General features: G+C 60.7%; 23 protein-coding genes. 15 read left to right on the forward strand and 8 right to left on the reverse strand.

What is annotated here, in order from left to right:
- Positions 1-178 precede the first annotated feature (178 nt).
- Positions 179-2,020, reverse strand: a complete 1,842-nt coding sequence (locus tag AB3G88_RS09440; RefSeq protein ID WP_480453777.1) for a glycoside hydrolase family 15 protein — start codon at positions 2,018-2,020, stop codon at positions 179-181.
- On the reverse strand, positions 2,013-2,813 hold the full coding sequence (locus tag AB3G88_RS09445) for a glucose 1-dehydrogenase (protein WP_112194452.1): 801 nt from the start codon (positions 2,811-2,813) through the stop codon (positions 2,013-2,015). The genes AB3G88_RS09440 and AB3G88_RS09445 overlap by 8 nt, the downstream gene beginning before the upstream one ends.
- Before the next feature lie 155 nt (positions 2,814-2,968).
- Between AB3G88_RS09445 and AB3G88_RS09450 the strand changes: the two genes are divergently transcribed.
- From AB3G88_RS09450 to AB3G88_RS09475, 6 genes are all read left to right on the forward strand, one after another.
- Complete coding sequence (locus tag AB3G88_RS09450; protein ID WP_099584858.1) at positions 2,969-3,469, forward strand: sigma-70 family RNA polymerase sigma factor; 501 nt, start codon at positions 2,969-2,971, stop codon at positions 3,467-3,469.
- 29 nt (positions 3,470-3,498) lie between these two features.
- A complete protein-coding gene (locus AB3G88_RS09455) occupies positions 3,499-4,443 on the forward strand; it encodes a FecR family protein (protein ID WP_480453779.1) in 945 nt (314 codons plus the stop codon).
- A 97-nt stretch (positions 4,444-4,540) separates the two neighbouring features.
- Positions 4,541-6,946: a TonB-dependent siderophore receptor gene (locus tag AB3G88_RS09460; RefSeq protein WP_480453780.1), complete on the forward strand. Its 2,406-nt coding sequence runs from the start codon at positions 4,541-4,543 to the stop codon at positions 6,944-6,946.
- 697 nt (positions 6,947-7,643) lie between these two features.
- Positions 7,644-8,102 carry a hypothetical protein gene (locus tag AB3G88_RS09465; protein WP_480453782.1) on the forward strand — a complete coding sequence of 153 codons (459 nt, stop codon included), beginning with the start codon at positions 7,644-7,646 and terminating at the stop codon, positions 8,100-8,102.
- Between the two features lie 172 nt (positions 8,103-8,274).
- On the forward strand, positions 8,275-8,502 hold the full coding sequence (locus tag AB3G88_RS09470) for a hypothetical protein (RefSeq protein WP_480453784.1): 228 nt from the start codon (positions 8,275-8,277) through the stop codon (positions 8,500-8,502).
- 155 nt (positions 8,503-8,657) lie between these two features.
- Positions 8,658-9,569 carry a hypothetical protein gene (locus AB3G88_RS09475; RefSeq protein WP_250926463.1) on the forward strand — a complete coding sequence of 304 codons (912 nt, stop codon included), beginning with the start codon at positions 8,658-8,660 and terminating at the stop codon, positions 9,567-9,569.
- Between the two features lie 56 nt (positions 9,570-9,625).
- Here AB3G88_RS09475 and AB3G88_RS09480 read toward each other — a convergent pair whose 3' ends face one another.
- Positions 9,626-10,777: an MFS transporter gene (locus tag AB3G88_RS09480; RefSeq protein WP_480453786.1), complete on the reverse strand. Its 1,152-nt coding sequence runs from the start codon at positions 10,775-10,777 to the stop codon at positions 9,626-9,628.
- A 174-nt stretch (positions 10,778-10,951) separates the two neighbouring features.
- On the opposite strand from AB3G88_RS09480, the gene AB3G88_RS09485 reads away from it, so the two are divergent.
- The 5 genes from AB3G88_RS09485 to AB3G88_RS09505 all read left to right on the forward strand — a co-directional run bounded on the left by AB3G88_RS09485 (position 10,952) and on the right by AB3G88_RS09505 (position 18,034).
- Positions 10,952-11,938, forward strand: coding sequence for a diaminopimelate epimerase (locus tag AB3G88_RS09485; protein ID WP_480453787.1), 987 nt, complete (start codon positions 10,952-10,954; stop codon positions 11,936-11,938).
- A gap of 303 nt (positions 11,939-12,241) precedes the next feature.
- Positions 12,242-14,260: a type VI secretion system Vgr family protein gene (locus tag AB3G88_RS09490; RefSeq protein WP_480453788.1), complete on the forward strand. Its 2,019-nt coding sequence runs from the start codon at positions 12,242-12,244 to the stop codon at positions 14,258-14,260.
- Complete coding sequence (locus tag AB3G88_RS09495; RefSeq protein WP_480453789.1) at positions 14,260-15,096, forward strand: DUF4123 domain-containing protein; 837 nt, start codon at positions 14,260-14,262, stop codon at positions 15,094-15,096. Before AB3G88_RS09490 ends, AB3G88_RS09495 begins: the two co-directional genes overlap by 1 nt.
- Entirely contained in the window at positions 15,089-15,871 is a 783-nt protein-coding gene (locus tag AB3G88_RS09500) for a hypothetical protein (protein ID WP_480453790.1), read from the forward strand. The genes AB3G88_RS09495 and AB3G88_RS09500 overlap by 8 nt, the downstream gene beginning before the upstream one ends.
- Positions 15,872-15,883: 12 nt before the next feature.
- Positions 15,884-18,034 (forward strand): lipase family protein, encoded by a 2,151-nt coding sequence (locus AB3G88_RS09505; RefSeq protein ID WP_480453791.1) that lies wholly within the window; start codon positions 15,884-15,886, stop codon positions 18,032-18,034.
- A gap of 9 nt (positions 18,035-18,043) precedes the next feature.
- Here the strand turns inward: AB3G88_RS09505 and codA are convergent, their stop codons facing one another.
- The 4 genes from codA to AB3G88_RS09525 form a co-directional block, all read right to left on the reverse strand.
- A complete protein-coding gene (codA, locus tag AB3G88_RS09510; RefSeq protein WP_112194465.1) occupies positions 18,044-19,279 on the reverse strand; it encodes a cytosine deaminase in 1,236 nt (411 codons plus the stop codon).
- Between the two features lie 84 nt (positions 19,280-19,363).
- On the reverse strand, positions 19,364-20,656 hold the full coding sequence (gene codB, locus AB3G88_RS09515) for a cytosine permease (RefSeq protein ID WP_158878871.1): 1,293 nt from the start codon (positions 20,654-20,656) through the stop codon (positions 19,364-19,366).
- Positions 20,657-20,912: 256 nt separating this feature from the next.
- Positions 20,913-21,269: a 6-carboxytetrahydropterin synthase QueD gene (gene queD, locus AB3G88_RS09520; RefSeq protein WP_017736453.1), complete on the reverse strand. Its 357-nt coding sequence runs from the start codon at positions 21,267-21,269 to the stop codon at positions 20,913-20,915.
- Positions 21,270-21,345: 76 nt separating this feature from the next.
- Entirely contained in the window at positions 21,346-22,425 is a 1,080-nt protein-coding gene (locus AB3G88_RS09525; protein ID WP_480453793.1) for a patatin-like phospholipase domain-containing protein, read from the reverse strand.
- A 158-nt stretch (positions 22,426-22,583) separates the two neighbouring features.
- Here AB3G88_RS09525 and AB3G88_RS09530 point away from each other — a divergent pair, with 158 nt between their 5' ends.
- The 4 genes from AB3G88_RS09530 to AB3G88_RS09545 are packed head-to-tail and all read left to right on the forward strand — an operon-like array spanning position 22,584 to position 25,181.
- On the forward strand, positions 22,584-22,886 hold the full coding sequence (locus AB3G88_RS09530) for a PepSY domain-containing protein (RefSeq protein WP_480453794.1): 303 nt from the start codon (positions 22,584-22,586) through the stop codon (positions 22,884-22,886).
- Positions 22,886-23,197, forward strand: coding sequence for a PepSY domain-containing protein (locus tag AB3G88_RS09535; protein WP_099584871.1), 312 nt, complete (start codon positions 22,886-22,888; stop codon positions 23,195-23,197). The genes AB3G88_RS09530 and AB3G88_RS09535 overlap by 1 nt, the downstream gene beginning before the upstream one ends.
- Complete coding sequence (locus tag AB3G88_RS09540) at positions 23,197-23,865, forward strand: response regulator transcription factor (protein ID WP_099584872.1); 669 nt, start codon at positions 23,197-23,199, stop codon at positions 23,863-23,865. Before AB3G88_RS09535 ends, AB3G88_RS09540 begins: the two co-directional genes overlap by 1 nt.
- Positions 23,862-25,181: a sensor histidine kinase gene (locus AB3G88_RS09545; RefSeq protein WP_480453796.1), complete on the forward strand. Its 1,320-nt coding sequence runs from the start codon at positions 23,862-23,864 to the stop codon at positions 25,179-25,181. The genes AB3G88_RS09540 and AB3G88_RS09545 overlap by 4 nt, the downstream gene beginning before the upstream one ends.
- A gap of 164 nt (positions 25,182-25,345) precedes the next feature.
- On the opposite strand, the gene AB3G88_RS09550 is transcribed toward AB3G88_RS09545, so the two are convergent.
- Positions 25,346-26,101, reverse strand: coding sequence for a methyl-accepting chemotaxis protein (locus AB3G88_RS09550; RefSeq protein WP_371926575.1), 756 nt, complete (start codon positions 26,099-26,101; stop codon positions 25,346-25,348).
- Positions 26,102-26,116: the final 15 nt, after the last annotated feature.

Raw genomic sequence — 26,116 nt, forward strand, 5'->3', positions numbered from 1 at the left:
GCCCCCAAACCAGGCGCTGAGTTCTCATAGGAAAACCTTGTTGCCTTTATTGGGGCCGCTGCGCAGCCCAGCGCGGGGTGCCCGCTCACCACAGAATCGTGTGTCAGCCCTTGAGTGTGTGTCGGTCAATGCGCCACGCATTTGGAGTGCGATGCATCGGCGCCTTACCGACCAGCTCTCAAGGTTGCCACACCGTTTTCTCCCCACTCAACTTGCGGTCCAGGAACGTCGCCGCGCTGATCAGCGCCAAATGGCTCAACGCTTGTGGCGTGTTGCCCAAATGTCGTGCCTGGCTGTCGAACTCTTCGGCGTACAGCCCCAGTGGGTTGGCGTAGCGCAGCAGTTGTTCGAATTCCAGGTGGGCTTTCTCCACCTGGCCGGCGCGGGCCAGGCATTCGACGTACCAGAACGAGCACGCGGTAAATGCGCCTTCGGTGCCTTGCAGGCCGTCGATCTGGCTGTCGTCGTTGCGGTAGCGGTAGACCATGCCGTCACGCACCAGGCTTTTCTGGATCGCGTCCAGGGTGCTCAACCAGCGCGGGTCGGTGGCCGCGACGAAGCGCACCAGTGGCATCAGCAGCATCGAACCGTCCAGCGCCGTGCTGCCGATGTGCTGCACAAAATGCCCGCGTTCGTCGTTCCAGAAATTGCTCCAGATGTCGGCGTAGATCGCCTGGCGCGTCTTGTCCCAGCGCGCAAATGGCGCCGGCAACGAGCGTTTGGAAGCCAGGCGGATTGCGCGGTCCAGGGCCACCCAGCACATCAGTCGCGAATGCAGGAAGTGGTGTTGCTCGCCGCGCATTTCCCAGATGCCCACGTCTTTCTGGTCCCAGATTTCGCAGACCTGATCGACGACTTCTACCGTGTGTTTCCAGCCCTCGTGGGAGATGGCTTCGCCGTACTTGTTGACGAGGTACACCGCGTCCATCAACTCCCCATAAATATCCAGCTGGATCTGGTCGACCGCTTCATTGCCGATGCGCACCGGCCTGGCGCCACCGTGGCCACTCAGGTGATCCAGGTGGGTTTCAGGCAACTCCTGGCGACCGTCAATGCCGTAGAGGATGTTGATTTTGGTCGGCTGGCCGCAGCAGTCGCTGACCCGGCCCTTGAGCCAACGCATGTAGGCATTGGCCTCGTCGACAAAACCCAGGCGCATAAAGGCGTAGACGGTAAACGACGCATCGCGGATCCAGGTGTAGCGGTAGTCCCAGTTGCGCTCGCCGCCGGGTGATTCCGGCAGCCCGAAGGTGGCGGCAGCAATGATTGCGCCGTGTTTGCGCGAGGTCAGAAGTTTGAGCGCCAACGCCGAGCGGTTGACCATTTCGCGCCAGCGCCCGCGGTAGTTCGATTGGGCGATCCAGCCACGCCAGAACTTCAAGGTGTGAGCCAGCGCCAGGTCGGTACAGCGACTGTCGACACGTTCATCGTCCTGGCCGCCGAGGACAAATTCGGCGCCTTCTTCCTGAGTCAGGGTAAAGCTCGCCACGGCCGCGTTGTCTTCGAGTTGCAATGGATGGCTGCTCGACAGACGCATACCGGGCTGGCCATCGGCGTTGAAGCACACAGTGCCGTTATCGAGGGAGGCGTTGGTTGGCGTGCGTGCATAGTCGTGGCGCACGGCGCAGCGCAGGTGAATGTTGGCCTGGCCGCTGACCACGCGTATCCGGCGGATCAGCAGGGGCAGGTCATCGACTTCTTCGCTGATGCTGAGCAGGTCGGTGATTTCCACCACGGCTTCATCGCTGAGCCAGCGGGTTTGCAGCACATTGGTGTCCGGCAGGTAGATCTGTTCGCGGCGGGCGTTGGGCAGGTCAGGCGTGAGTTGGAAGATGCCGGCGTCGGGGGTGTCGAGCAGCGCGCAAAAGATCGACGGGCTGTCGAATTCCGGCCAGCAGAAAAAGTCGATGCTGCCTTTATCGTTCACCAGCGCGGCGCTGCGCATGTCGCCGATGATGCCGTGGGCATCGATGGCGCTCTGGGCTTCGTTTTTTAAATCAACCTTCTTCAAATCAACCATTGCCACGAAACTCCGGATACAGGCTCATGCCGCCATCAATGAACAAGGTGCTGCCGACCACATAGTCGGAGGCGTCGCTGGCCAGCCAGACCACGGCGTTGGCCACGTCTTCCACATCGCCGACGCGGCCATATGGAATTAACTTGAGCAGCTCTTTTTCCGCCGCGCCTTCGGTGGCGGCGCGGTTGATCGCCGTGCGAATCGCCCCTGGCGCGATGCCGTTGATGCGGATGCGCTGTTCGCTGACTTCCTGGGCGAGGCTGCGCATCAGCATCTCCACGCCGCCTTTGGACGCGGCGTAATTCACATGCCCGGCCCAGGGGATCAGTTGGTGCACCGAACTCATGTGGATGATTTTTCCCGCCGCCCGCGACACACCTTCACGGATGCCCTGGCGGTTGAAGATACGCAGCGCGGCGCGGGCACAGAGGAACTGGCCGGTGAGATTGACGCCGATCACGCTGTTCCAGTCGTCGAGGGTCATGTCGACCACGGCGGCGTCCTTCTGCATGCCGGAGTTGGCCACCAGGATATCCAAGTGGCCGAACGCATCGAGGGTCTGGGCGAACAGCCGTTCTACATCGGCCTCTTTGGACACGTCGGCGCCAAGGGCAATCGCCCGGCCGCCGTCGGCGTTGATCTGCGCCGCCAGTGCTTGCGCCGGGGCGGCCTGGCGGTTGTAGTTCAGCACCACCGCAGCCCCGGCCTGCGCCAGGGCCTTGGCCGCGCCAGCGCCGATTCCGGAACTGGCGCCCGTCACCAGTGCCACTTGTTGCTCCAACGAGATGTGCATTGCCCACCCAGCCTGTTAATTGATGAGTTCAGTTAGCTGACTGATGGCGCACAAGGTAAGTTCATCCACGGGGCAGCCGGCGGGCGACAGGTAGCAATTGCTCGACTTAATAGGAAGCATTACTATTCACGCCCCGCCTCCCCAGTGCTTCCGCGATGATCCCTCAGCCGCCCCGCAGAACAGGCTTTTTCGAGCACTACGAAGAGTTGATCGGAACCTGGACGCGCCGCCTGAGAAACCGTCAGCAGGCCGAAGACCTGGCCCACGACACCTTTGTGCGGGTGCTTGAGTCCACCTCCACCGACATCACGCAACCGCGCGCCTATTTGCATCAAACGGCGCGCAACATCGCGGTGGACGCCTACCGCCGCGAGGACCGCCGCGACGCCATCGCCCTGGAAGACTTTGATCAGCGCTCACCCCACAGTGGCGACCCGGAGCATGCCATGCACGCGATCCAGTTGGCGCAATCCATCGAGCGGGCCTTGGCCGAGTTACCGCTCAACTGCCGCAAGATTTTTATCTGGCAGAAAATCGAGGGCCTCACCCAGCAGGAAATCGCCGAACGCCTGGGGTTGTCCAAGAACATGGTGGAAAAGTATATGATCCGCACCCTGCGGCATCTGCGTGACCGCCTGGACGCGCTGGCCCCATGACTCAAGCTCGCTCTGAAACAGGACCTTCCATGATGGATAGCCGTGTCCGCGATGAAGCCGCGCAATGGTTTGTACGCCTGCAAGACGCCGAGCTGGACGCCACCGAGCGCCAGCGTTTCGACGCGTGGCGCGCTGAAAGCCCCGAACACCAGTATGAATTCGATGTGCTGCAAGGCCTGTGGAGTGCCACCGACCTGCTGCCCAAGGCCCGTTTGCAGGCGTTATGCGAGGCGCCTCCCAAGCGGCGGGCCGTGCTGCGTTATGCCGTCGCGGCCAGTGTGGTCGCGATTGCCCTGGGGCTGGGCCTGTTCAGTGGCCTTGATCATCCGAAGCCCTACAGTGCCGAGTTCAGCACGCGCCTGGGTGAGCATCGCCAGGTGGCACTGCCGGACGGTTCGGTGATGGAGTTGAACAGCCGCAGCGTGGTGGCGGTGCACTACGAAAAAAGCCGGCGCGGTGTGGAGCTTAAACAGGGCGAAGCCATGTTCAGCGTCGAGCACGACACCAGCCGCCCCTTTGTCGTCGCGGCCGGGGCAGGGCAGGTGACGGTCACCGGCACGCGCTTTGATGTGCGCCGCGATGACGACCAGACCCGGGTGATGGTTGAGGCCGGCACCGTGAAGGTCCAAGGGCGTTCACCGGATGAGGTGGTGACACTGACGGCGGGCCTGGGGACGCATGTGGACCGCAAAGGGCTGGTGGCGGCGTCCTACGCCGTGAATACCGATGAGCTGACGGCCTGGCGCAGCGGCAAACTGGTGTTCAACGACGCGACGCTGGGGGAAGTGGCACGGGAAGTGTCGCGCTACCGCGAGCAACCGCTGCGCGTCAGCTCGCCTGCCGTCGGTAACCTGCGGCTGACCAGCGTGTTCAAAGCCAACGACACCGATGCCTTGCTCAAAGCATTGCCGCACATCCTGCCGGTAGCCCTGCGAACCCTGCCGGATGGCAGCCAGGAAATTATTTCACGCTGATATTCAGGTTTTTTCCGCGTTCATCGTCTTCTCCTGCAGCTGCAACTGGTTTGCATTAACAGCCGCATACTCTTGCGATCACAGGACTGGGTCAGACGTGAAAATACTCGCCGTTAACAACAATAAAATCTCCCGTTGGGCGCCATTGGCCCTGGCACTTGCCGTCAGCGCCGCACTGCCTGCGGCCTATGCGGCCGACGCTATCCATATCCAGGCCCAGCCCCTGGGCGCGGCGCTGAGCCAGTTGGGCCAGCAAACGTCCTTGCAGGTGTTTTTCAGCCCCGACATGGTCGCGGGCAAACAGTCACCTGCTGTCGACGGCAACCTCTCTCCCGAACAAGCCCTGCGCCAACTGCTGCAAGGCAGTGGCCTGGACTATCAGATCGACGCCGGTTCCGTGACCCTGCGCCCGCTGAGCGTCGGCACGGGTGAGGCCGGTTCTCCCGTGGAATTGGGCGCCACCGACATCCGCGTGGTCGGCGACTGGCTCGGCGATGCCAATGCCGAAGTGGTGCAAAACCATCCTGGCGCCCGCACGGTGATTCGCCGTGAAGCCATGGTGGAGCAGGGCGCGATGAACGTCGGTGACGTGCTGCGTCGCGTGCCTGGCGTGCAGGTGCAGGAATCCAACGGCACCGGCGGCAGCGATATTTCCCTCAACGTCGGCGTGCGCGGCCTGACGTCACGCCTGTCGCCACGCTCCACGGTGCTGATCGATGGCGTGCCGGCGGCGTTCGCGCCGTACGGCCAGCCACAGCTGTCGATGGCGCCGATTTCCGCCGGTAACCTGGACAGCATCGACGTGGTGCGTGGCGCCGGCTCCGTGCGTTATGGGCCGCAGAACGTCGGCGGCGTGATCAACTTCGTGACCCGTGCGATCCCGCAGACATTTTCCGGCGAGGTCGGCACCACCCTGCAAACCTCCGCCCATGGCGGTTGGAAGCACATCGAGAACGCCTTCATCGGCGGCACGGCCGACAACGGCATCGGCGTTGCGCTGCTGTACTCCGGGGTCAATGGCAACGGTTATCGCAACAGCAACAACTCCAACGACATCGACGACGTAATCCTCAAGACCCACTGGGCACCCACCGATCAAGACGACTTCTCGCTGAACTTCCACTACTACGACGCCAGCGCCGACATGCCCGGCGGCCTCACCCAGAAGCAGTTCGACGCCAACCCGTACCAGTCGGTGCGCGACTGGGACAATTTCAGCGGGCGGCGCAAGGATGTGTCCTTCAAGTACATCCGGCAGATCGACGACCGTACCCAGGCCGAAGTGCTGACCTACTACTCCGACAGTTTCCGTGGCAGCAACATCGCCAACCGCGACCTCGCGATCCTGGGTTCCTACCCGCGCACCTACTACACGTTCGGCATCGAGCCGCGGGTGTCCCATGTGTTCGATGTGGGCCCCAGCACCCAGGAAGTCAGCGTCGGTTATCGCTACCTCAAAGAAGGCATGCATGAGCAGGCCACCAGCCTGAACCTGATCAACAACGTGCCGACACCGGGAGGGCAGAGTGACGGCCACGTGTATCAAGACCGCACAGGCGGTACCGAAGCCAACGCGTTCTATATTGATAACAAAATCGATATCGGCAAGTGGACGGTGACGCCTGGAATTCGCTTCGAAGATATCCGCACCGAGTGGCACGACCGCCCAGTGGTTGCACTGAACGGCACCCGCACCTCGGAAAAACGCCGCGAGGTCCACAACAACGAACCCCTGCCGGCCTTGAGCGTGATGTACCACCTCTCCGATGCCTGGAAGTTGTTCGCCAACTACGAAACGTCTTTCGGCAGCCTGCAGTACTTCCAACTGGGCCAGGGCGGAACCGGCGACCAGACCGCCAACGGCCTGAACCCGGAAAAGGCCAAGACTTACGAGGTCGGTACTCGCTACAACGACAGCGTGTGGGGCGGCGAACTGACGTACTTCTACATCGACTTCTCGGATGAACTGCAATACGTCAGCAATGCCGTGGGCTGGACCAACTTGGGCGCCACCAAGCACACCGGCATCGAAGCGTCGGCTCACTATGACCTGTCGAACCTGGACCCACGCCTGGACGGCCTGACCGCCAATGCCGGTTTCACCTACACCAAGGCCACCTCCGAAGGTGACGTACCCTTCAAGGGCCGTGACCTGCCGTTGTATTCACGGGAAGTGGCCACGTTGGGCCTGCGCTACGACGTCAACCGCTGGACCCATAACCTGGACGTTTACGCCCAGTCCGGCCAGCGCGCACCGGGCACCACCAGCACCTACGTCACCCAAGGCACGGCAGACGGCCAATACGGTGATATCCCCGGTTATGTTTCAGTCAACGTGCGCAGCGGGTATGACTTCGGCGAGCACCTGTCGAACCTGAAACTGGGCGTAGGCGTGAAAAACCTGTTTGACCAGCAGCACTACACGCGCTCCAGCGACAACAACGCCGGGCTGTACCTGGGCGAGCCGCGTACGTTCTTTGTGCAGGCGAGCGTCGGGTTTTGATTCTGCGCTGACATCCAGATGTTGCCGCCCCTCCCGACCAGGGGCGGCCATGCACAGGTTGCACGGCACGCGCCTGTATGGGCTCTTCCTACGAGGTATTGGAAAACTTCAGCACTTTCAGGAACCGACTTCCCCTGTCCTGCCACACAGAAAGAGCCTGCTTGCGCTGGTTTTTTTGACGGTTAGTTGACGTCGAGGGCTGGGTCCGCGAGGTGAGGCGCCTGAAAAAACCGAACTGGAGAGCTCAATGTCGGTATCAGTACTCAACCAACCTGCTACACAGTCCCCCAATCACGACGCACACGCAGGTGCCCCGTCCGGTCCTGCGCAACCTCATCCGTCTGTAAGTCGCCAGCAGACGGTAGGCGTGACCTTCAACACTCAAAGCCGCCAATCCGGGCTGATGTTTGATAGCGCACCGAGGCACCCGGCACCGTGCCACGGCCACTTGCGCCCGGGCCCACCGTTACGTCCGCTTCCGGAGGGGGTGCGGCCAAATCCGGGCCCACCGCCGCGTCCGCTGCCTGAGGGCGTGCGACCAAATCCAGGCCCGCCACCGCGTCCGAATCCCTCGCTGCCGGATCCTCATTATTCCAAGCGAACTGGAGAGCAACTGGCCGAGCAGTTATTGAAAAATTATGATGCCTTTCGGGGCCCATGGCCGTCGCGAGAGGTCACGACCCAAAGCGTACACAATATGGCGGCTCGCCCATTGACCGGTAATCCGCACATTGACAGCAATATTCGCCTGGCAAGAGAGCTGGTGCGCCGTCCGGAACTGATGCAGGCCTTGGATCGAAACGGTCGGACAGGTGAATTGGATAACCGCTTGTCCAGGAATGACATCAAGAGCTATCTGCGTTCCGACAACCCCTTGAAACTCGCCACCGACAAAGACATCGTCTTGGACGTGCTCAGGCATTTTAATGCATTGAAGGGGGGGTTCTGGAACCGTTCAATAGAGCTGAGTACGTTCGAAAAACTCGCGTCGCAACCTTTGACCGGTGATCGGCATAGGGATCATCTCATCCAATTGTCCAAGGAGGTCATGGCGCGCTCGAACCTGGGTGGATTGATGGACAATATTTTTGGACCGTTGCGTGACGGAAAGGCTACGCGATCCGAACTGTTGAAGCTGCTGAGCCTGCTGGGTTAGACCACCCGACTGCCTCGTGCCGCGCAGCACGGGGCACCCGGCAGTCAAATGCGCATGCATGAGCCGCACGTTCAATCATGAACACATCATCTACGCAACGCCACGGCTTAGAAAACGACCTCCGCCACTGGCTATCGGCGGGTGCCTTTATCTATCGGATAAGGTCTTGACCATGAATTCGCCATCATTTGAACCCCGCCACGCCCAGTACAACGCTGCGACGCTGGTCATGCCACCCCCGCAGGTCAATCTCACGTCGTCGCCCAAGAGCAGCTTCAAGGCACCTACCGCCGAGGATTTCGACAAGGGCGCTCGAACGGTGGCAGAAGAACAGGCGTCCAGTTCGCTGTGCTCACTCTTCCCGAGTATCTGGAGCAAGCTCAAGCTGCACAGGCGTTAAGTATGCCGGGGTGATGCGAGTCGGTCCCTGGGCGGGCAGATGGTTACAGTTAGTCGAATTTTGCTCGGCCTTTCGGAGGAACCCCTGATGCATGAACGCCACTCAGCCTGTGTCAGTGCTTAGGCGATGGAGTCAACATTTAGTGGAGAAGAACCATGATTAGCAGGGTTAATGATTTATTACGTACAGTACCGAAAGCCGCTGATGCGCTACCGGGAGGCGGGGGGCATGCTCGATTTTCGGTAGATTCGCGTGCGCTGGGCAAGCCACTCCCCGTTGCACAGCCTTATTCCGATCGATTCGCCAACGGTGCCGCCCGGCATTTTGACGGTCAGAACATGTACGGTGGCATGTCGAAAGTCGGGAATCCTTACGTCAGTTCGGACGACCACCTGCTGGCGACCGACTTGAGTAACAATCTGAAGTTGCCAGTACTGGATGCATTCAAGGAAGACGGGCACCTGACCCAGCAATCGATGCACAAGATCGCGAGCGAGGACCCGAGCACCAGCGCGGTCCCCGAGCGCGTCATCATGCTGTTTCGGGAGACAGTCAACCGCCCGCGTTTGAACCAGGCGGTGCTTGGAAAGGATCGACACCTCACCGCTGAAAGTCTGTCCAAGGCCTCTGGTTCATTGGTTGGCAATACCAACCCCAACACCCAGAGCGCAGATCCGTACCATGCGAAAACCGATCTGCAGCTGGTCCAGGCATTCAGAGCCATGTTTGATGACATACGCGATAGGTCGGAAGACTACAGTTTCTTTTTTGAGAAGCACCGCTATGTAAAAAAAGACACGATTATCGAGATGAGCAAGGACCCTGACGAAACGGATAAAAATGGTCAGACCGTGCGGGATCCGGCGACCGGGTTCCCGAAGAAAAAATACAGCGAGAACCAGGTGTATATCACCAAGAATTTGGTTGAGCGAGGCTTGCTCGACTCGTTGGACAGTAACAAGGCGAACGGCACCAATATTTTTGGCAGCCATAACCATGACGGCTGGATCAAGAACTACAGCGTTGACCGCTGGATGGAAAACGAGAAAAAAGAAAAAGGCCTCTGAACGCGCGTTCTGAGGGAGCTTCTTGAGCGACTCAAGAAGCTCATGCGCTATTTCATTTATACCCGCAGTATTTTTCCGCTGATTGCCACGGCCACCAGCAATCCACCGATCAACAGGAAGGCGCTTGCCAGGCTGCTGCCGTGAGCAATGAAGCCGATCATGGCGGGCCCGGCCAGAATACCGGCATACCCCAGCGTGGTAATGGCGGGTACAGCGATATGCTCCGGCATGAGGGTCTGCTTGCCGACGGCGGTGTAGAGCACCGGGACGATATTTGAACAGCCGGCCCCCACCAGCGCGTAACCCAGCAACGCCATCTCCCAGGCGGGCGACAATGTGGCGAGAAAGACCCCGGCGGCTGCCAGGGAACCCCCCGCCATAATCACCCGCGTAGCGCCCAGGCGCCGTACGATGGCATCGCCAGTCAGGCGTCCCGCGGTCATGGTCAAGGCGAAGGCGGCGTAACCCAGGCCGGCGTAGGCTTCATCCAACCCGCGCTCGGCGCTGAGGAACACCGCGCTCCAGTCGAGTACCGCCCCCTCGGCAAGAAAAACGATAAAGCACAGGCAGCCAATAAACAGCACCACGCCGTGGGGGATCGCAAACGCCGGGCCCGAACTTTCACTGCCGTAGGGCAGCAAGTGCGGCGCGGCCTTGAGCAGCGCCACCGCCATGATGACGATCACTACCAGCGTTGCTTGCAGAGGCGACAGGCCCAACCCCAATAACCCGGCAACCCCCGCAGCCCCAACGATGCCGCCCAGGCTGAACAGACCATGAAAGCCCGACATCATGGTTTTGCCACTGGCGCGCTCAACAATGACGGCTTGCAGGTTCACCGTGGAGTCCACCGTGCCCAGTCCCGCGCCAAACAGAAACAACCCGGCGATCAGCAACGGAATCGAGCTGACCGTGGCGAGTATCGGCAAGGCCAGGCAGATCATGACCGTGCCGGCGCTCAGTACACGTCGGCAACCGTAGCGTGATGCCAACGCCCCCGCAGCCGGCATCGCGATGATCGACCCCACCCCCAGGCATAACAACAGCAGACCCAGCGTGCCATCACTCAACGCCGCACGCGCCTTGGCATAGGGCACCAGCGGCGCCCAGGCTGCAATACCGAAGCCGGCAATGAAAAATGCGATACGGGTCGACATTTGTTCCAGTCGCCCGGGAACCACGGGCGCTGAGGTGGGGATGGCAGTCATGAAGAATCCTTGGTTTTGCGTTCAACGAACGATGTCCGGCGCGACATCCTTGCACATCAGGCCTTGGGGATCGAGCCGGGTTCCCACAAACGCTTTGTTGTGTAATACGCTGCTGTTCCAGTGTGTAGGCAATCGAACGGACTAAACGATGAAGATTTTCAGGCAGGCGGCGCCATGACCCGGTTCTATGATGCACGGGGCAATATTTATGGCGTAGTCAGCCCTGCGTTTTTACGCGGCCGGGGTATCGAGCTGCCCGATAGCGCCGCGCAGGCCGCGTGTGCTCGCGAGCATTGGGCGTCCCTGGCGATAACGTCGGAGTGCGACTGGGGTTCGACGCCGCGTCCAGCCAATGCGAAAGCCCACCGATGTGATGGCTTGCTGGTTGGCCCTTTCCAGGCCGAGCCGCCGTTTGACCTGTTGATCGTCAACACCGACGGCTCGTTGGCCGAACGCAGTGGCAACGGGCTGACGATTTTTGCCCAGGCACTCACGGACCAGGGCCTGATGACCCAAGCTTGTGAATTGCGCGTGCATCATGACAAACCTGATGCGGGGTCGCCGGTAGCAACGCGGGTCGAGCCAGCCGTCCATGAGCACCGCCAGGGCTTCTGGCTGGCATTGGGTTTGCCCGGTTTCGGGCCGTCGGCGGTGGGCGCGCACGGCGTCGAGCAGGCGTTGCTCGGCGGTACTGAACTGAGCCACGTAACAGCGTTGGCGGCGATTGACTCGCAGTGGACCCACAGCCAGTTTGTGCGCGTGGGCAATCCCCATTGCGTGACGTTGGTCGAGCACGTGTCGGCCTTGCCGGACAACCTGCTGATGCAGCAGCCCGCGCTGTTCGAACAACTGCAGGCAATAGCCTTTGCGCCCCCGGCAGGCAGTGGTCAGCCCTGTTTGGCGGGGGTCAATTTGCAGTGGGCGGCCCGGCAGTCCGGCAATCGGATTATTGCCCGGGTGTTCGAACGGGGAGAGGGCCCCACGGCGTCCTCCGGCACCAGCGCCAGTGCCGTGGCATGTGCGGCGTGGCGAGCGGGTTGGGTCGAAGGTGGTGAAGTGGCGGTGGTGATGCCGGGTGGCACTGCGCCAGTGCGTTTGCAGACGCAGGCTGAAACGCTACTGAGCGTCAGTCTTTTTGGGACTGCATCGCCTCAGGCATAAACCTGTTTGAACGGCTGAAGCCCTGAGTGGTTGTCAGCCGTTTCGCTATCTATTAGTTATTTAACTGCAAGTTGTTGTAGGGGATTTCTTTTTTTTAATTCAGTGGTCTAGGGCCTCGATTCTTTGTTTCCTAAAAGACACTTCTAGCTTTGCCGTACGAAAATTCTTTTTTACTTTAACAGGGCCGATTTTTTTCCTGGGATCGCTAAGCTTTGCGGCGTTCAGGCGCTTTTTATCGGCATTTATTCAGTGTTCAGCCGGATAAAAATTCAGATTGGCAATAACATTGGCGGGTAACAAAGGATGGTTGACGCGTTTGTTTCTTCACGTTTCAAGTTGATATTTCCCTGTATGAATACAGACTTCCAGGTACTTGAATTCAAAGGCCAGGAGTTTCTCGATCAACCGTATTTCATCCAGATAAAGGGCGTCAGTGAAGACCCCGACCTTGACCTGGAGGCGTTGCTTCATCAACCCGCCTACCTGGATTTCGGTGAAGCCAACGAAGGCCTGCACGGGCAGGTTTACGCGATCGGCCGGCAGGATCCGGGTCGAAGACTCACCTGCTACCACCTGACGCTGGCACCGCGTCTTGCCTACCTTGCCCACCGGCGCGACCAGCGGATTTTCCAGCAGCGCAGCGTTCCCCAGATCATCGCCACAGTCCTTGAACAACACGGCATTTTGGCCGACAGCCATGTCTTTGAGCTGGGCCCGGTGGTGTACCCGCCGCGCACGTTCTGTGTGCAATACGCGGAAACCGATCTGCAGTTCGTCCAGCGGCTGTGCGAAGAGGAGGGCATTCATTACCACTTCCGTCACAGCGCAGACGCGCATGTGCTGGTGTTTGGCGATGACCAGACTGTGTTTCGCCGCTTGCCCGCGCAGCGTTATTCCCCAGCAGGCGGACCGAAGGCTGACACTCGGGTCATCCAGCGTTTCGATGTGCGGCTTCGTACCCGCAGTGGGCAAACGGTGCGGCGTAATCATGATTTCGAGCATCCGTCCCTGCGCCTGCAGGCCGCTGCGGGTTCCACAGCAGAACAATCCCTTGAAGACTACCGCTATCCCGCCGGGTTCAGTGGCCATGAACGGGGTTTGCGCCTGGCTCGCAGAGGCTTGGAACGCCACCAGCGCGACCGTTATCGTGCGTCGGGCAAAAGCGACCAACCGGCGCTGTGCAGTGGGCACTTTCTTGAGTTGCGTGACCATCCAGATCCGCTTTGCAACGATTTGTGGTTGATTACCTCGGTCCGTCATGAGGGCTATCAGCCGCAGGTGCTGGAGGAGGCAGTAGGTGAGGACGGCACCTTCCAGGGGTATCGCAACCGCTTCACGGCGACACCGTGGAGGGCGACGCACCGACCGCCCCTCAAACACCCCAAGCCGACCATCAACGGCACCCAGACCGCAACGGTGACCGGGCCTGCCGGTGAGGAGGTGCATTGCGATGCGTACGGCCGGGTGAAAGTGCGGTTTCACTGGGACCGGCTGGACAAGACCGACGACAAAAGCAGTGGTTGGGTGCGGGTGGCGTCGGCTTGGGCCGGTGACGGGTTTGGCACCACGATGCTCCCACGGGTGGGCATGGAAGTACTGGTGACGTTTCTGGAAGGAGACCCGGACCAGCCGTTGGTCCACGGTTGCCTGCCCAACGCGTTGCACATGCCGACCTACCCCTTGCCGCAACACAAGACCCGCAGTGTCTTGCGCAGCCGCAGTACCCTGGGCGGCGGCGGTTCCAACGAGTTGCACGTTGAAGACCGTCGTGGCGAGGAACTTATTTACGTCCGCGCTCAACGGAATCTTGAGCAGCAGGTGGGGCATGACGCTCACCTGGAAGTCGCGGGTGAGCGGCGGGAAATCATTCGGGGGGTAAGCACGGTTCACCTGGAAAGCGAAGAGCGTCGTCACGTCACGGGTGATCGCAAGGTGGTACTTAAAGCCAGCGATCACTTGGATGTGCAGGCTGATAGCCAGACGTATGTCGGGCAAACCCTCGTGATTGAAGCGGGGCAACAGGTGCATCTCAAGGCCGGTGTCAGCCTGGTGATCGACGCAGGTGCGCACCTGAGCTTCAAAGCCGGAGGAGAGCATCTGGTTATCCAGGCGGGCGGCATTTTCGCCAGTCGGCCCATCACCTTGGGTGGCACACCGTCCGCCATCCGTTCGGCGAAGTCTGCATCGGTTGTTGAGCGCCCGAAAGTCTCCGTTGTCCAGGGCGCCATCATGCACTTGGCCAGGGAACTGGGCGCGGACTTCTGTGCGGTGTGCGAGTGCAGCCGAGAAGGGCTGTGCAATGTCAGTGAGAGGGCGGCCTGATGGACACTCTTCCAAGCCAATGGATGAGCCAACAACTGCAGGCAGGGCGCAGGTTGTGCTTGATACTTGAAGGCGAGAACGCAGCCCGCCAGCCGATGTTGGCAGCGCGGGGGTTACCCGAGTATTGCAGCCTCTACGCACAAACCCCGCTGGCGGAAATCGCCACGGCGGGCCCCTTGATCCTGTTGCTGGATCAGGTCGGCGAGCCTGCGCTGCTGGATCTTCTTCAAAACCCCGAGACGAATTGGGGCTGGTTGGGCAGTTTGCCAACCGTGGACCTGACGGGCGTGACGCAACATTGGCGCGACCGGCTGCTGGTCGGGCCGCAAGGTAACCAGGCGCTGTACCGCTTTCACGACAATCGTACGCTGGCGCGGGCGCTGAACCACCTGAGCAGTGAGCAGTGGCCAGCATTCCTTGGCCCGCTGATCAGTGTGTGCTACTGGCATGAAGGCCGCTGGCACTGTGGGAACAACCCGGTGCCCGGTGACTATCCGGTGCCTGATCCAGTGCCTTGGCTGAACATACCCAACCCAAATGCCCACGCCATTTTGCACGCCAATATCTTGCGTTATCTGCTGGCTGAGCATAGTGAAAGCCTGGCGGCGCTGGTCGAATTCCAAGACCCCAGAGTCTGGCTGACCCAGGTGCTGGAACAAGCTCGCGCTTGGCAATGGCGCAGGCCTGAACAACTTGAGTTTCTGGTGGTGCGACGGTTGGAAGAGGCCACTCGCGACAGTGGTATTCGTTGGCAGCCAACCGCTGGAGAACCCCCCGAAGATCATTTCCAACGGGTGTTGCAGCAGTGGCGCCGGATGGAGAAAACCGATGACTAGACACATCATGGGGGTGTCGCTTGCGCTGGGAATGGCGGGGCTGTGGGGGTGCGCGGCAAAGCCGGTCGATAGCTTTACGCTGCAGGTGGATTTGCCGCCGCAATTTGAACTTAAAACAGCTGCCAATTACGGGCCCGCGACGGGTGAGGCCTGCACGTTGCCAAGGCGCCGAGGCAAGCGGCCGGAGCGCAAGGTCTTTTTTACAGACTACAAAGCAGCGGCCAGTCGGGTGAGTTATCACTTGCCGCTGAATGAAACAGTGGACGGGTGCCCGCTGGTGTTGCGTGGCGTGGAGTTTGATTTTTATGCGAAATGGGGGACACGGGATGGGGATGTTGGGGGGGATATTGGGGGTATTTCCATTCGCGATAGCTTAGCGGGAGAAATACCGAGGATGCCTGAGTCTGGGATTCAGGAGTTGTTGTGGCAATGTCAGTGGTTGTTTCGGACCGTGGGGCCGATACATGCATTGAGGAAGGTTCTGAGCTGTAATTCGTTGGGCGCTAGTGGGCAAACGCGTACAACCCACGCTGGCGGAGGTTTTTCGCGAGATGAATTGAGACGGAAAAGTATATTGATAAAGCTGGGCCTGACTAACGAAGAACGACCTTACATGGGTGATAACTGGGTTCGTTTTCCTAAAGGCTGGAAACGTTGCCGAGGGGCGAGTCTGGAGGACCAGTACGCGTTCTGCATGGGTAACACTACGGATTTCAAACCTTTCAAAATGCCCGATGGGCGCATATGCGACATATACCCGACTTGTACTGAATAAGGATATCCAGACATGACGATGGAACAATGGAAGCAACCCTTTTTTAATGAAAAAATGCCTGCCTGTGCGTTGCGTGATGGCATGTTGAGTTTTTGCCTGGTAGATGAATCAGGCGAAGGGAAAGCCTATGGAGGGCTTAAATATGAAGTTTTTGACAGTGCGGGGCAGCCGTACAAAGGACATCTGAACGGTGACGGTTTCGCCCGTGTAGACGGGCACTGCCGTGGTCCTGTAGTGCTGGTTTTCGATGCTGAATTCGAGACGAAGGGCACCTTTTATTCGACATTGCAGGCGCGAGAAAAATATCCATTACCTATCACCGAACTCCAAGTCAGAGCTGAGCAAACGCAATTTTCAGATCCCACTGGCAAGCGAACCGGGCTTAGTCACTCCCGTCAGAATGGCGATCAGTTTTACCAGGTTGAAGTGAGTGACTTCGTTCGTCACATTGCTCATCTTCCGCCCGTGGCACCTTCACCTCACCGCCCCCAACGCCACGCCCTGAAAATGATGGCAGACCTAAGCTTCGGTCCTCCCCAGCCGACCTTGTTCGGGGTCGTACTATTCCCCAATAACCACACCGTTCTTGAAGTCCGCCCGCTTCGAGCCCTGCGCCCGATGTTGTCAACGCAGGATGATTTCTGCGCCTTGAACCTATACCAGTTGGCGTTATTTGCATCACTGAGCTATTGCAGCTTCGGTCAGGTGCCGCCGGAGAAACCCCAGGATGAAGTGCGTTTTCCGCTGGATCCCAGTGTCGGGAATCTGTTTGCCGAACAGCTCGCTGGGCATCAGGAAGCGTGGCGAGTTGATCCTGAGCAAACACAGCGTTTCTACCCACTCTATGAGGAAGTCCCGTACTCCCGGCGCTTCGAAATCCTGCCGTTCGACCCTGCATTGTACCCCCAGAATCGCCCGGAACTGGGCGATCAACAGGAACACCCCGCGCGCTCGCATTTCTTCGATGACGAAAAAGACGGCACTGATACCCAAGCGTTCATCACTCACCACGATGAGGTCATCCTGATAGCGGTGCGTGGGACTGCCAGTGCCGCAGATGGATTGCGCGATGCCAACGCCCACCAGGTGCATTTCGCGGAGGGGGTTGGCAAAGCGCACGATGGTTTCTATCAGGCGTACCGAGCAGTACGTAAGTTCGTGTTGCGCTACCTCGATCAGTTTCACACCGGCCAGCGCATTGTGATGTGTGGCCACAGCCTGGGCGGCGCGATTGCGTTGCTTCTGGCTGAAGGCTTACGACGAATTCCCGATGCAAACTACAACATCCTCCTCTATACCTATGGCGCGCCCCGTGCCGCCGACTCCGCGTTCACCGCTGGCGCTTCCACACTGGTCCACCACCGCATCGTCAACCACAACGACCCCGTCCCCAGCGTCCCGGCACCCTGGATGAACACCACCGCGAAACTCTGGATTCCCGGTGCCGTTACGCTATTCAGCGCGCCCACGGCGGGTGGCCTGTTGTTCGCCGCAGGTCTGGTACGCATCGGCGGCAACCCTTACCAGCATCACGGCGAGCAGCAACACTTCATGCCGATCATGCTCCCCGATGGCACGCACTCGTCGGTACTCTGGAAACCCGGCTGTGAGTCCATCGAAGAGGCAGGCCGCAATCGGGCGTTGCAAGTGCAGGGGGATATGCCCGACCGCGAAGGTTTGATCAGACAGTTGGTGCAATACAAGCAGCACTTCATGACCGCCAGCTACATACCTGCCGCCTGGGCGACGTTGCGGCGCTGGCAACAAGCGGTGGAGAGCGACGGCCCTCTGTTGACCCAGCGCGAATTCGACCTGCTCGACCATGCCCTGGCGTCCATGCGCAAACAACTGCAAGACAAGCGGCGTGAATTGACTCGACATCGCCCAGCCAACGACCGGACCTATGCATATCACGAGCCCTTGAACGCCGAGATCGACCGCCTGAACAGCAGTCGCGAACGCCTGCAAACCCTGCGCTGGCGGCGTCTTGAGGCCCGCGATATCTACGGGAGCCATGCCCATTCCGTCACGTTGCAACCTTGCCTCAAGCGCTGGTTCCGCCATCGTGAAAATCAGACGCGGACTCAGATCGCCAGTATCCCTCCCGCCACGCAGAGCGAGTTGGGGAGGGCGCAACCGCTGGATATCGACTCAATCCAGTGACCCGCTCGCTTACACAAACTCTACCTGTGCCGGCTGACGCTTCATCAACACCTTGCCGTTACGAATCGAGTACAGCGGCAGGCCCTGGCTGCGAATCACTTCGTAGTCGCTGTCCGCTGAAAGGATCAACAGGTTGGCCGGGCGTCCAGGCTCCAGTCCGTAGCGATCACCCAGGGCCATGGCCTTGGCGCTGTTGTCGGTCACCAAATCGAGGGCGCTTTGCAGGTTGCGGTAGCCGAGCATGTGGCAGATGTGCAAACCGGCTTCCAGCACCCGCAGGATGTTGCCGTTGCCCAGCGGGTACCAGGGGTCGACGATGGAGTCCTGGCCGAAGCACACGTTCATGCCGGCTTCGAGCAGTTCGTTGACCCGCGTGACGCCCCGGCGTTTCGGGAAGCTGTCGAAGCGGCCTTGCAGGTGGATACTTTCGGTCGGGCATGAGACGAAGCTGATACCGGAGTGCCCCAGCAGGCGAAAGAGCTTGGCGCAGTAGGCATTGTCGTAGGAACCCATGGCCGTGGTGTGGCTGGCGGTGACGCGGGCCCCCATGTCGCGGCTGCGGGCTTCTTCGGCCAGCACTTCGAGAAAGCGCGAATGGGGGTCGTCGGTTTCGTCGCAATGCACATCGACCAGGCAACCCGTGCGTTCGGCCAGGTCCATCAGGAACTTCACCGAACTCACGCCTTGGTCGCGGGTGTATTCAAAGTGGGGAATGCCGCCGATCACGTCGGCGCCCAGGCGGATGGCTTCTTCCATCAGCTCGCGGCCGTTGCGGTAGGACTCGATGCCCTCCTGGGGAAAGGCGACGATTTGCAGGTCGATCAGGTGCGTGCTTTCTTCGCGCACTTGCAGCATGGCCTTGAGCGCCGTGAGGTCCGGGTCGGTGACGTCGACATGGGTGCGTACGTGCTGGATGCCGTGGGCGGCGAGGGCCTGGATGGTTTTCTTGGCGCGGGTCCTGGTGTCTTGCTCGGTGATGGTGGCCTTGCGTTCGCCCCAGCACTCGATGCCTTCGAACAGCGTGCCGCTCATGTTCCAGCGGGGTTCGCCGGCGGTAAGGGTGGCGTCAAGGTGGATATGGGGTTCGACGAAGGGGGGGATCACCAGGTTGGCAGCGGCATCCAGGTCACCGGCCGTCAGTACGGGCGGCGTCGCTTGTGGGGTGATGCTGGCGATCCGGCCGTTTTCCAGGTGCAGATCATGCAGGCCTTCACGGTCGCGCAGGCGGGCGTTGATGATGTGCATGGGCAAGTTCCTCTTGGCTAAAAACAATCAGGCAGACAGTCGCCAGATCATCAGGGCGATGCCGATGTCCAGACGGTCATCAGGTTACCATTCTCGTGAAACCCGGGTTCCAGGGTCAGCGTCAGCCAGCGGCACCCGCACGCGCAGTACGGCGGTCAGTGCGATGTAGGTGAGCGATGCCGCAGCGATCCCCACCAACGGCGCGACCCATGGCGAGTTGAATGCCAGCACGGTGCCCACTGCATACGCCACCAGCCCCGGCCAGTTGAACGCCGGCAGGCGTGCGTCGGCCAGGCGAGGGTAGTGGCCGCGATAGCGGTAGAAGAAGTCCGCCATGATGACGCCACCAATCGGCGGGATCACCGTGCCCAGCAGGATCAGGTACGGCACCAGCATGTCGTACATGCCGAGCAGCGCCAGCAGAGTGCCGATCACCGCGCCGGCCAGGGTGACGGTTTTGCGGCGTTTGGTGCGCAAGAGATTGCAGCCGGCCACGGCGAAGTTATAGATAGTGTTGTCCTGGGTGCTCCAGATATTGAGCAGCAGCATCGCCATCGCCGCCATGGCAAATCCTTGCAGCAACAAGACTTCCACCACATCAGGTTGCTGATAGACGATGGCGCCATAGGCTCCTATCAGCACCATCAGGCCATTGCCGATAAAGAAACCGATCAGGCTGGCCAGCACCGCCACCCTGGCCGAGCGGGAAAACCGCGTCCAGTTGGTAGCCTGGGTTGCGCCGCTGACAAAGGTGCCGAACACCAGGGTAATAGCCGTGGACAAGTCCAGTTCAGCGCTCGGCACTACCGCCAGCAACCCATCCAGCCCGCCGACTTTCATCGTGGCGACCCACATCGACAAAAACAGCAACAAGCCCATGGCCGGCACTGCGATGTAGGACAAAATCTCCAGCCCGCGATAGCCCACGTAGGCCGTGGCGCAGAACACCAGCCCGAACAGCACCATCAAGGCCAGCACGCTGCCCTGGCTCAGCTCGAAATATTTACCCAGCACCACGGCCGCCGTGGCTGTTCCCCAGGCGTACCAGCCGATTTGGGTGAAGCCGAGGATCAAGTCACTGAGCTTGCTACCCACTTCGCCAAAGCAGAAGCGCCCCATCAGCACCGAGTTCAAACCACTCTTGAAAGCGATGTAGCCCAGGGCTGCGGCGTAAATACCCAGCAGCAGGTTACCCAACGCCACTACCCCGAGCATGTCAGTGAAACTGAACGCCACCCCCAACTTGCCGCCGGCAAACATGGTCGCGGTAAAAAACGTAAAGCCCAGCAGCACCATGGCGGTCGATGCCAGGCCCTTGCGCGCATGCATGGGGACTTCGCTTAAGGGGTAATCGTTGCCCGGTTCTTGCTGCGTCATGTGCCTTGCTCCCTGAATGAGTGACGAGGCCTGTTGCACCGCGCGTGCCAAATCATTCGCAGTGACCGGCGTTCGGTACGGTGCACAATCTTTATAGCCAAACAGGGAGCCAACGCAGGAGGGAGTGTCCGTGGTGCCCAATCGGGCACGAAAGCGGTGCGGGGGTGATACAAATTGGATCAGTGGATTCGCCACCACAGTTGGTGCGCAGCCACAAAAAAACCACCGCCAAGGGTGGTTTTTTCACAACGCCGGCTTACTCGCCGCGATAGATGCAGCCGCTGGTGCAGGTCTCATGGATGCGGATCGCGCTGAGTTCCGGCAAAAGCGGTTTCAGTTCAGTCCAGATCCACTTGGCCAGCACTTCGCTGGTTGGGTTTTCCAGGCCTGGGATGTCATTGAGGTAGTTGTGGTCGAGGCGTTCGTAGAGCGGCTTGAAAATCGCCTTGATCTCCGAGAAGTCGCGAATCCAGCCGGTATGGGGATCCAGGTCGCCGCTCAGGTGGATCGCCACCTTGAACGAATGCCCATGCAGGCGCCCGCATTTGTGGCCATCCGGCACGTGCGGCAGGCGGTGGGCGGACTCGAAGGTAAACTCTTTGAAGATTTCCACAGTATTTTCAGCTCGGTCAGGTATCTGGCAGGCGGCGAGTTTAACAGCTTGATCACGCGCCGCGCATACCGCTGGGTCAAAGCGCCTGCAAGCGCTCGCCCAAGCCACCGTTATCCGCCAGTTGCAGAAACTCATCCCCCAGCCGCTGGCTTTCGCTCATCGCGGTTTGCCAGTATTTATTGCGGCTTTTGTCGTCGCCCAAAAAGCGCTTGAAGTCGCTGCGGTCCGGCAGTTTGCCGTGGGGCAGGCGGGCCAGGTAGTCCCTGGATGGCGCCAGCAGCAACACGTCCCGCAAACCCTGTTGATTGCTGCGCCGCCATGGCAGGCCTTTGTCGAACCAGCCGGGGATCACCCGATCGGTGAAGTGCGGGTACAGCACGATGTCCTCGCCGTGGTAGGGCAAGTCGAGGTGGTAGTCCAGCAGGCCACCGTCGCGGTAGGTGCCAGCGCCTGCGCCGGGCAGGTCGCGCACGCCTTGCATCACCATGGGGATCGAACCCGAGGCAAGCAACGCCTGGCGCAGGTTGCCAGCATCCAGCTCAAGAAACCGCGACGGAAAATCCTTCAGCGGATGCACCGGTGGCAACTGGCGCGGGTCATGGATGATCAACCGTTCGAAGTGCCGCGACAACCGTGCGCGGCCACGCAGGTTATCGGCAATTACCGACGACAGGCCCAGGCCCAGGCGTCCGCGATGGTCATCGGCGAGCAGGCCGTGGCTTTTGACTACCATGATGTTCAGCCGATAGTCGGGGTTGTCCAGCACCCGCGCATCGCGGCCGGCCAGCAGGTCGTCGAGCATGCGCTGGCAGCTCTGGGTGACCTCGGCCATGGTCACGCCTTTGGCAAAGCGTTGTTCGTTGTACAGGCGGCCGAGGTCCAGCAGGCCTTGCACCGGGTCGGGCAGGCAAGCGCTGGCAAAGCGCCAGGAGCCGATGGACGCACCGATCAGCGCCCGTTCCCGTGGTGCCCGAGGCAGCCAGTCGCCGAACAGCGCCAGGTCCAGGCCCTGGATGCCCAACGCCTTGGGGCCGCCGGCCGCACCGGGAAGGATGCCGACATCGACAGGCTCAAGGCCTTGTTCGCGGATGCGGGTGAGGGCGCGTTTGCCGGCCTTGAGGGTCAGCGCGGGAAACTTGATGTGGATGGCTGTCATACCGGTCTCTGTTGAAGCGAGGGGGCAGTATAGGAAATCTCGCAAGCTGTGGGAAAACCGCTGTCCGCGCAATTGCCATGGTGGCAATTCAGTTTCAGTTAAGTTGCAGCAGATACCGTGGCCGGCGTAGGAATAACATCGTGTAACGGAGACTTATCATGAAAAGCCTCACTGCTCTGGTCGCCGCCGCTATCATCGCCTCCACGGCGACCCAGGCCGGAGCCGTGGACCCCGACAAGCCACTGACCGTGCCGGCCACTGTTACAATTGTCGCCTTTGACCAACTGGAAGCCACTGCGCTGGCCCTGCACCCCGGTTCGACGCTGCTGGACACCGATCTGGACGAAGCGTACGGCAAGTATGTCTACGAGGTCGAACTGGAAGATCGCAACGGTATTGAATGGGACGTTGAATTGGACGCGCTCACCGGGCAGGTTCTCAAGAATCATCAGGATACGTAATGAAGGTAAATTTACGCACCGGCAGTCGCGTGGCGTTGGTGTTGGTGGTGTTCTGCTCGGGCTTGCAGGCCCGCGACCTCAACCAGGATGAAGCCCTCGCGCTGCGCCAGCAGGGCGTGATCCTGCCGCTGGAGCAACTGTTGCAGCAGGCCATGGCACGGTATCCCGGCTCCCGTCTGCTGGAGGCGGAGCTTGAGAAAAAACACGGCCAATATGCCTACGAAGTGGAGCTGGTGACCACCGAAGGTGTGGTGCGTGAGATTAAACTCGACGCCACCAACGGTGTACTGATCAAAGACGAGGAAGACTGATGCGCCTGCTTCTGGTGGAAGACAACGTACCCCTGGCCGATGAACTGCTGGCCGGCCTGCAGCGCCAGGGCTATGCCGTCGACTGGCTGGCCGATGGGCGCGACGCCGCGTATCAGGGGCGCAGCGAACCCTATGACCTGATCATCCTCGACCTTGGCCTGCCCGGTCTGCCCGGCCTTGAGGTGTTGGCGCAATGGCGTGCGGCCGCATTGGCCACTCCGGTGCTGGTCCTTACCGCCCGCGACTCGTGGGCCGAGCGGATCGAAGGGCTCAAGGCCGGTGCCGACGACTACCTGAGCAAACCTTTTCACCCTGAAGAGCTGCACCTGCGCATCCAGGCGCTGTTGCGCCGTTCCCACGGCCAGGCCAACCAGCCCACCTTGCAAGCCGCCGGCCTGCACTTGGACGAAGGCCGTCAATGCGTACTGCGCGACGGTGACGAGATCCAACTGACCGCCGCCGAGTTCCGCCTGTTGCGCTACTTCATGCTGCATCCCGAACAGATCCTGTCCAAAAGCCACCTGGCCGAGCACTTGTATGACGGCGAGACCGAGCGCGACTCCAATGTGCTGGAAGTCCACGTCAACCACCTGCGCCGCAAACTGGGCCGCGCCGTGATCGAAACCCGGCGTGGCCAGGGTTACCGCTTTGGCGCCAGCCCTGCATGAAGTCGATTCAGCGCCGCCTCAGCCTGGGCCTGATCAGTGTGATGGTGATTGTCGGCCTGGTGCTGGCACAAACCAGCTTATGGTTATTCGAAGCTGGCTTGCAGCGCTATCTGGAAGCAGGGTTGCGCAACGACGCTGAAAACCTGTTGGTGGCGCTGGTGCGCGGGCCCAACGGCGTGCAGTTGGATGAGCAGCGCCTGTCGCCGGCCTATCAGCGGCCGTTTTCCGGGCATTATTTCCGGATTGATTTCGCCGACACTCATTGGCGCTCCCGTTCGCTGTGGGACCAGGAGTTGCCCCAACTGCCCGAAGCCGGGATCAAGGGCAACCTGCAACTGGGCCCGGAAGGCCAGCAATTGCTGGTGTTGCGTTCGGACTACAAACGCTTTGGCCAGTCGATCTCAATCAGCGTGGCCCAGGACTACACGCCAGTGCGGGAAAGCTTCCGGTTGATGCGTCAGATCGGCCTGGTGCTTGGGTTGGCGGCGTTGCTGCTGGTGTTGGTCCTGCAGCGGGTCACTGTGCGCCGTGCCTTGCGCCCGCTGGAAACTGCGCGCAATCAGATCGCCCAGTTGCAACAGGGCCAGCGCTCGCAACTCGACACCCAGGTGCCGCTGGAACTGGAGCCGCTGGTGGCGCAGATCAACCACTTGCTGGCCCACACCGAAGACAGCCTCAAGCGCTCACGCAATGCCCTCGGCAACCTCGGGCATGCCCTTAAAACGCCACTGGCCGTGTTGCTGAGCGCGGCGTCGAGCGAGGCGCTCAAGGATCATCCCGAGCTGAGCAAACTGCTGCGCAACCAGCTGGAACAGGTGCAACAACGCCTTAATCGTGAGCTCAACCGCGCACGCCTGGCCGGCGAAACCCTGCCGGGTGCCTTGTTCGACTGTGAAAAAGAACTGCCCGGTTTGCTGGCCACCCTGAACATGGTCCATGGCGAGCACCTGGACCTCAGCTACCACGCGGCCCCCGGCCTGCAATTGCCCTGGGACCGGGAAGACCTGCTGGAACTGCTCGGCAACCTGCTGGATAACGCCTGCAAATGGGCGGATGCCGATGTGCGGCTGACGATCAGTGAAACCGCCCACAGCTACCTGCTGGCGGTTGAAGACGACGGCCCTGGCATCCCCGAAACCCAGCGCGACCAGGTGTTCAGCCGTGGCACGCGCCTGGATGAGCAGATCGACGGCCATGGTTTGGGGTTGGGGATCGTGCGGGATATCGTCGAGGTGTGGGGCGGGGTACTGCAATTGCAGGAAAGCGAGCTGGGCGGTCTCAAGGTGCTGATCGAATTACCACACCGCCAGATCTGAGCATCCGTAGCAGCTGTCGAGCCTTGGCGAGGCTGCGTGACGGACGCATTGACACCCCGCGATCTGCGGGCGCCAACGCAGCCTCGCTTGCGCTCGACAGCTGCTACGACCCGAAGCGTGCGGTTGCCCGGTGAGCGTCAAGACGTAGCTACGGCTGATTCAGATCAGACCCGAAACTGATCCATCAATCCCTGCTGCTGATTTGCCAGGCTATTCAATGCCTGGCTCACCCGCGCCGACTCATTGGCCTGTTCCGACAGCGACTCGGTCACATCGCGAATGGTCGCCACGTTGCTGTTGATCTCCTCGGCCACTGCGCTTTGCTCTTCCGCGGCGCTGGCGATCTGCAGGTTCATGTCGCTGATGACCGTGACTGCATCGCCGATCTGGCGCAGGGCGGTGACGGCCTGGCCGACCTGTTCGACGCTGCCCTGGGCCTGGCGATAGCTGTTGCCCATGGAGCCGACCACATCCTCGGTGCCGCTTTGCAGTTGCTCGATCACCAGGCGGGTTTCTTCCACCGATTCCTGGGTGCGCCGCGCAAGGTTGCGCACCTCATCCGCCACCACCGCAAAGCCACGACCGGCCTCACCGGCGCGGGCGGCTTCGATGGCGGCGTTGAGCGCCAACAGGTTGGTCTGCTCGGCAATGCCGCGAATCACTTCCAGCACCGAACCGATTTTCTCGCTATTGGCGGCCAGGCCTTCGACCTGGCCCATGGCGGTGCTCATGTCCGCCGCCAGGTGACCGATGTTGGTGGTGGTCTGGTCGATCACGGTCAAACCGTCGCGGGTGGCCTGGTCGGCATCGCGTGCGGCTTGCGCGGCCTGGGCGGCGCTGCGGGCTACATCCTGGGCGGTAGCACTCATCTCGTGGGAGGCAGTGGCCACCTGGTCGACCTGGCGGTATTGCTGCTCCATGCCGGCGCTGGTCTG

The sequence above is a fragment of the Pseudomonas arvensis genome (assembly GCF_056688935.1).

Excerpts from the sequence above, each read along its gene's own strand:
- AB3G88_RS09445 (WP_112194452.1), bottom strand. The coding sequence starts at position 2,813 with ATGCACATCTCGTTGGAGCAACAAGTGGCACTGGTGACGGGCGCCAGT.
- AB3G88_RS09495 (WP_480453789.1), top strand. The coding sequence starts at position 14,260 with ATGGACACTCTTCCAAGCCAATGGATGAGCCAACAACTGCAGGCAGGG.
- AB3G88_RS09550 (WP_371926575.1), bottom strand. The coding sequence starts at position 26,101 with ATGGAGCAGCAATACCGCCAGGTCGACCAGGTGGCCACTGCCTCCCAC.
- AB3G88_RS09505 (WP_480453791.1), top strand. The coding sequence starts at position 15,884 with ATGACGATGGAACAATGGAAGCAACCCTTTTTTAATGAAAAAATGCCT.
- AB3G88_RS09540 (WP_099584872.1), top strand. The coding sequence starts at position 23,197 with ATGCGCCTGCTTCTGGTGGAAGACAACGTACCCCTGGCCGATGAACTG.
- AB3G88_RS09455 (WP_480453779.1), top strand. The coding sequence starts at position 3,499 with ATGATGGATAGCCGTGTCCGCGATGAAGCCGCGCAATGGTTTGTACGC.
- AB3G88_RS09525 (WP_480453793.1), bottom strand. The coding sequence starts at position 22,425 with ATGACAGCCATCCACATCAAGTTTCCCGCGCTGACCCTCAAGGCCGGC.
- AB3G88_RS09440 (WP_480453777.1), bottom strand. The coding sequence starts at position 2,020 with ATGGTTGATTTGAAGAAGGTTGATTTAAAAAACGAAGCCCAGAGCGCC.
- AB3G88_RS09530 (WP_480453794.1), top strand. The coding sequence starts at position 22,584 with ATGAAAAGCCTCACTGCTCTGGTCGCCGCCGCTATCATCGCCTCCACG.
- AB3G88_RS09535 (WP_099584871.1), top strand. The coding sequence starts at position 22,886 with ATGAAGGTAAATTTACGCACCGGCAGTCGCGTGGCGTTGGTGTTGGTG.
- AB3G88_RS09485 (WP_480453787.1), top strand. The coding sequence starts at position 10,952 with ATGACCCGGTTCTATGATGCACGGGGCAATATTTATGGCGTAGTCAGC.
- AB3G88_RS09480 (WP_480453786.1), bottom strand. The coding sequence starts at position 10,777 with ATGACTGCCATCCCCACCTCAGCGCCCGTGGTTCCCGGGCGACTGGAA.
- AB3G88_RS09450 (WP_099584858.1), top strand. The coding sequence starts at position 2,969 with ATGATCCCTCAGCCGCCCCGCAGAACAGGCTTTTTCGAGCACTACGAA.
- AB3G88_RS09475 (WP_250926463.1), top strand. The coding sequence starts at position 8,658 with ATGATTAGCAGGGTTAATGATTTATTACGTACAGTACCGAAAGCCGCT.
- AB3G88_RS09490 (WP_480453788.1), top strand. The coding sequence starts at position 12,242 with ATGGTTGACGCGTTTGTTTCTTCACGTTTCAAGTTGATATTTCCCTGT.
- AB3G88_RS09500 (WP_480453790.1), top strand. The coding sequence starts at position 15,089 with ATGACTAGACACATCATGGGGGTGTCGCTTGCGCTGGGAATGGCGGGG.
- AB3G88_RS09545 (WP_480453796.1), top strand. The coding sequence starts at position 23,862 with ATGAAGTCGATTCAGCGCCGCCTCAGCCTGGGCCTGATCAGTGTGATG.
- AB3G88_RS09465 (WP_480453782.1), top strand. The coding sequence starts at position 7,644 with ATGGCGGCTCGCCCATTGACCGGTAATCCGCACATTGACAGCAATATT.
- AB3G88_RS09470 (WP_480453784.1), top strand. The coding sequence starts at position 8,275 with ATGAATTCGCCATCATTTGAACCCCGCCACGCCCAGTACAACGCTGCG.
- codB (WP_158878871.1), bottom strand. The coding sequence starts at position 20,656 with ATGACGCAGCAAGAACCGGGCAACGATTACCCCTTAAGCGAAGTCCCC.
- codA (WP_112194465.1), bottom strand. The coding sequence starts at position 19,279 with ATGCACATCATCAACGCCCGCCTGCGCGACCGTGAAGGCCTGCATGAT.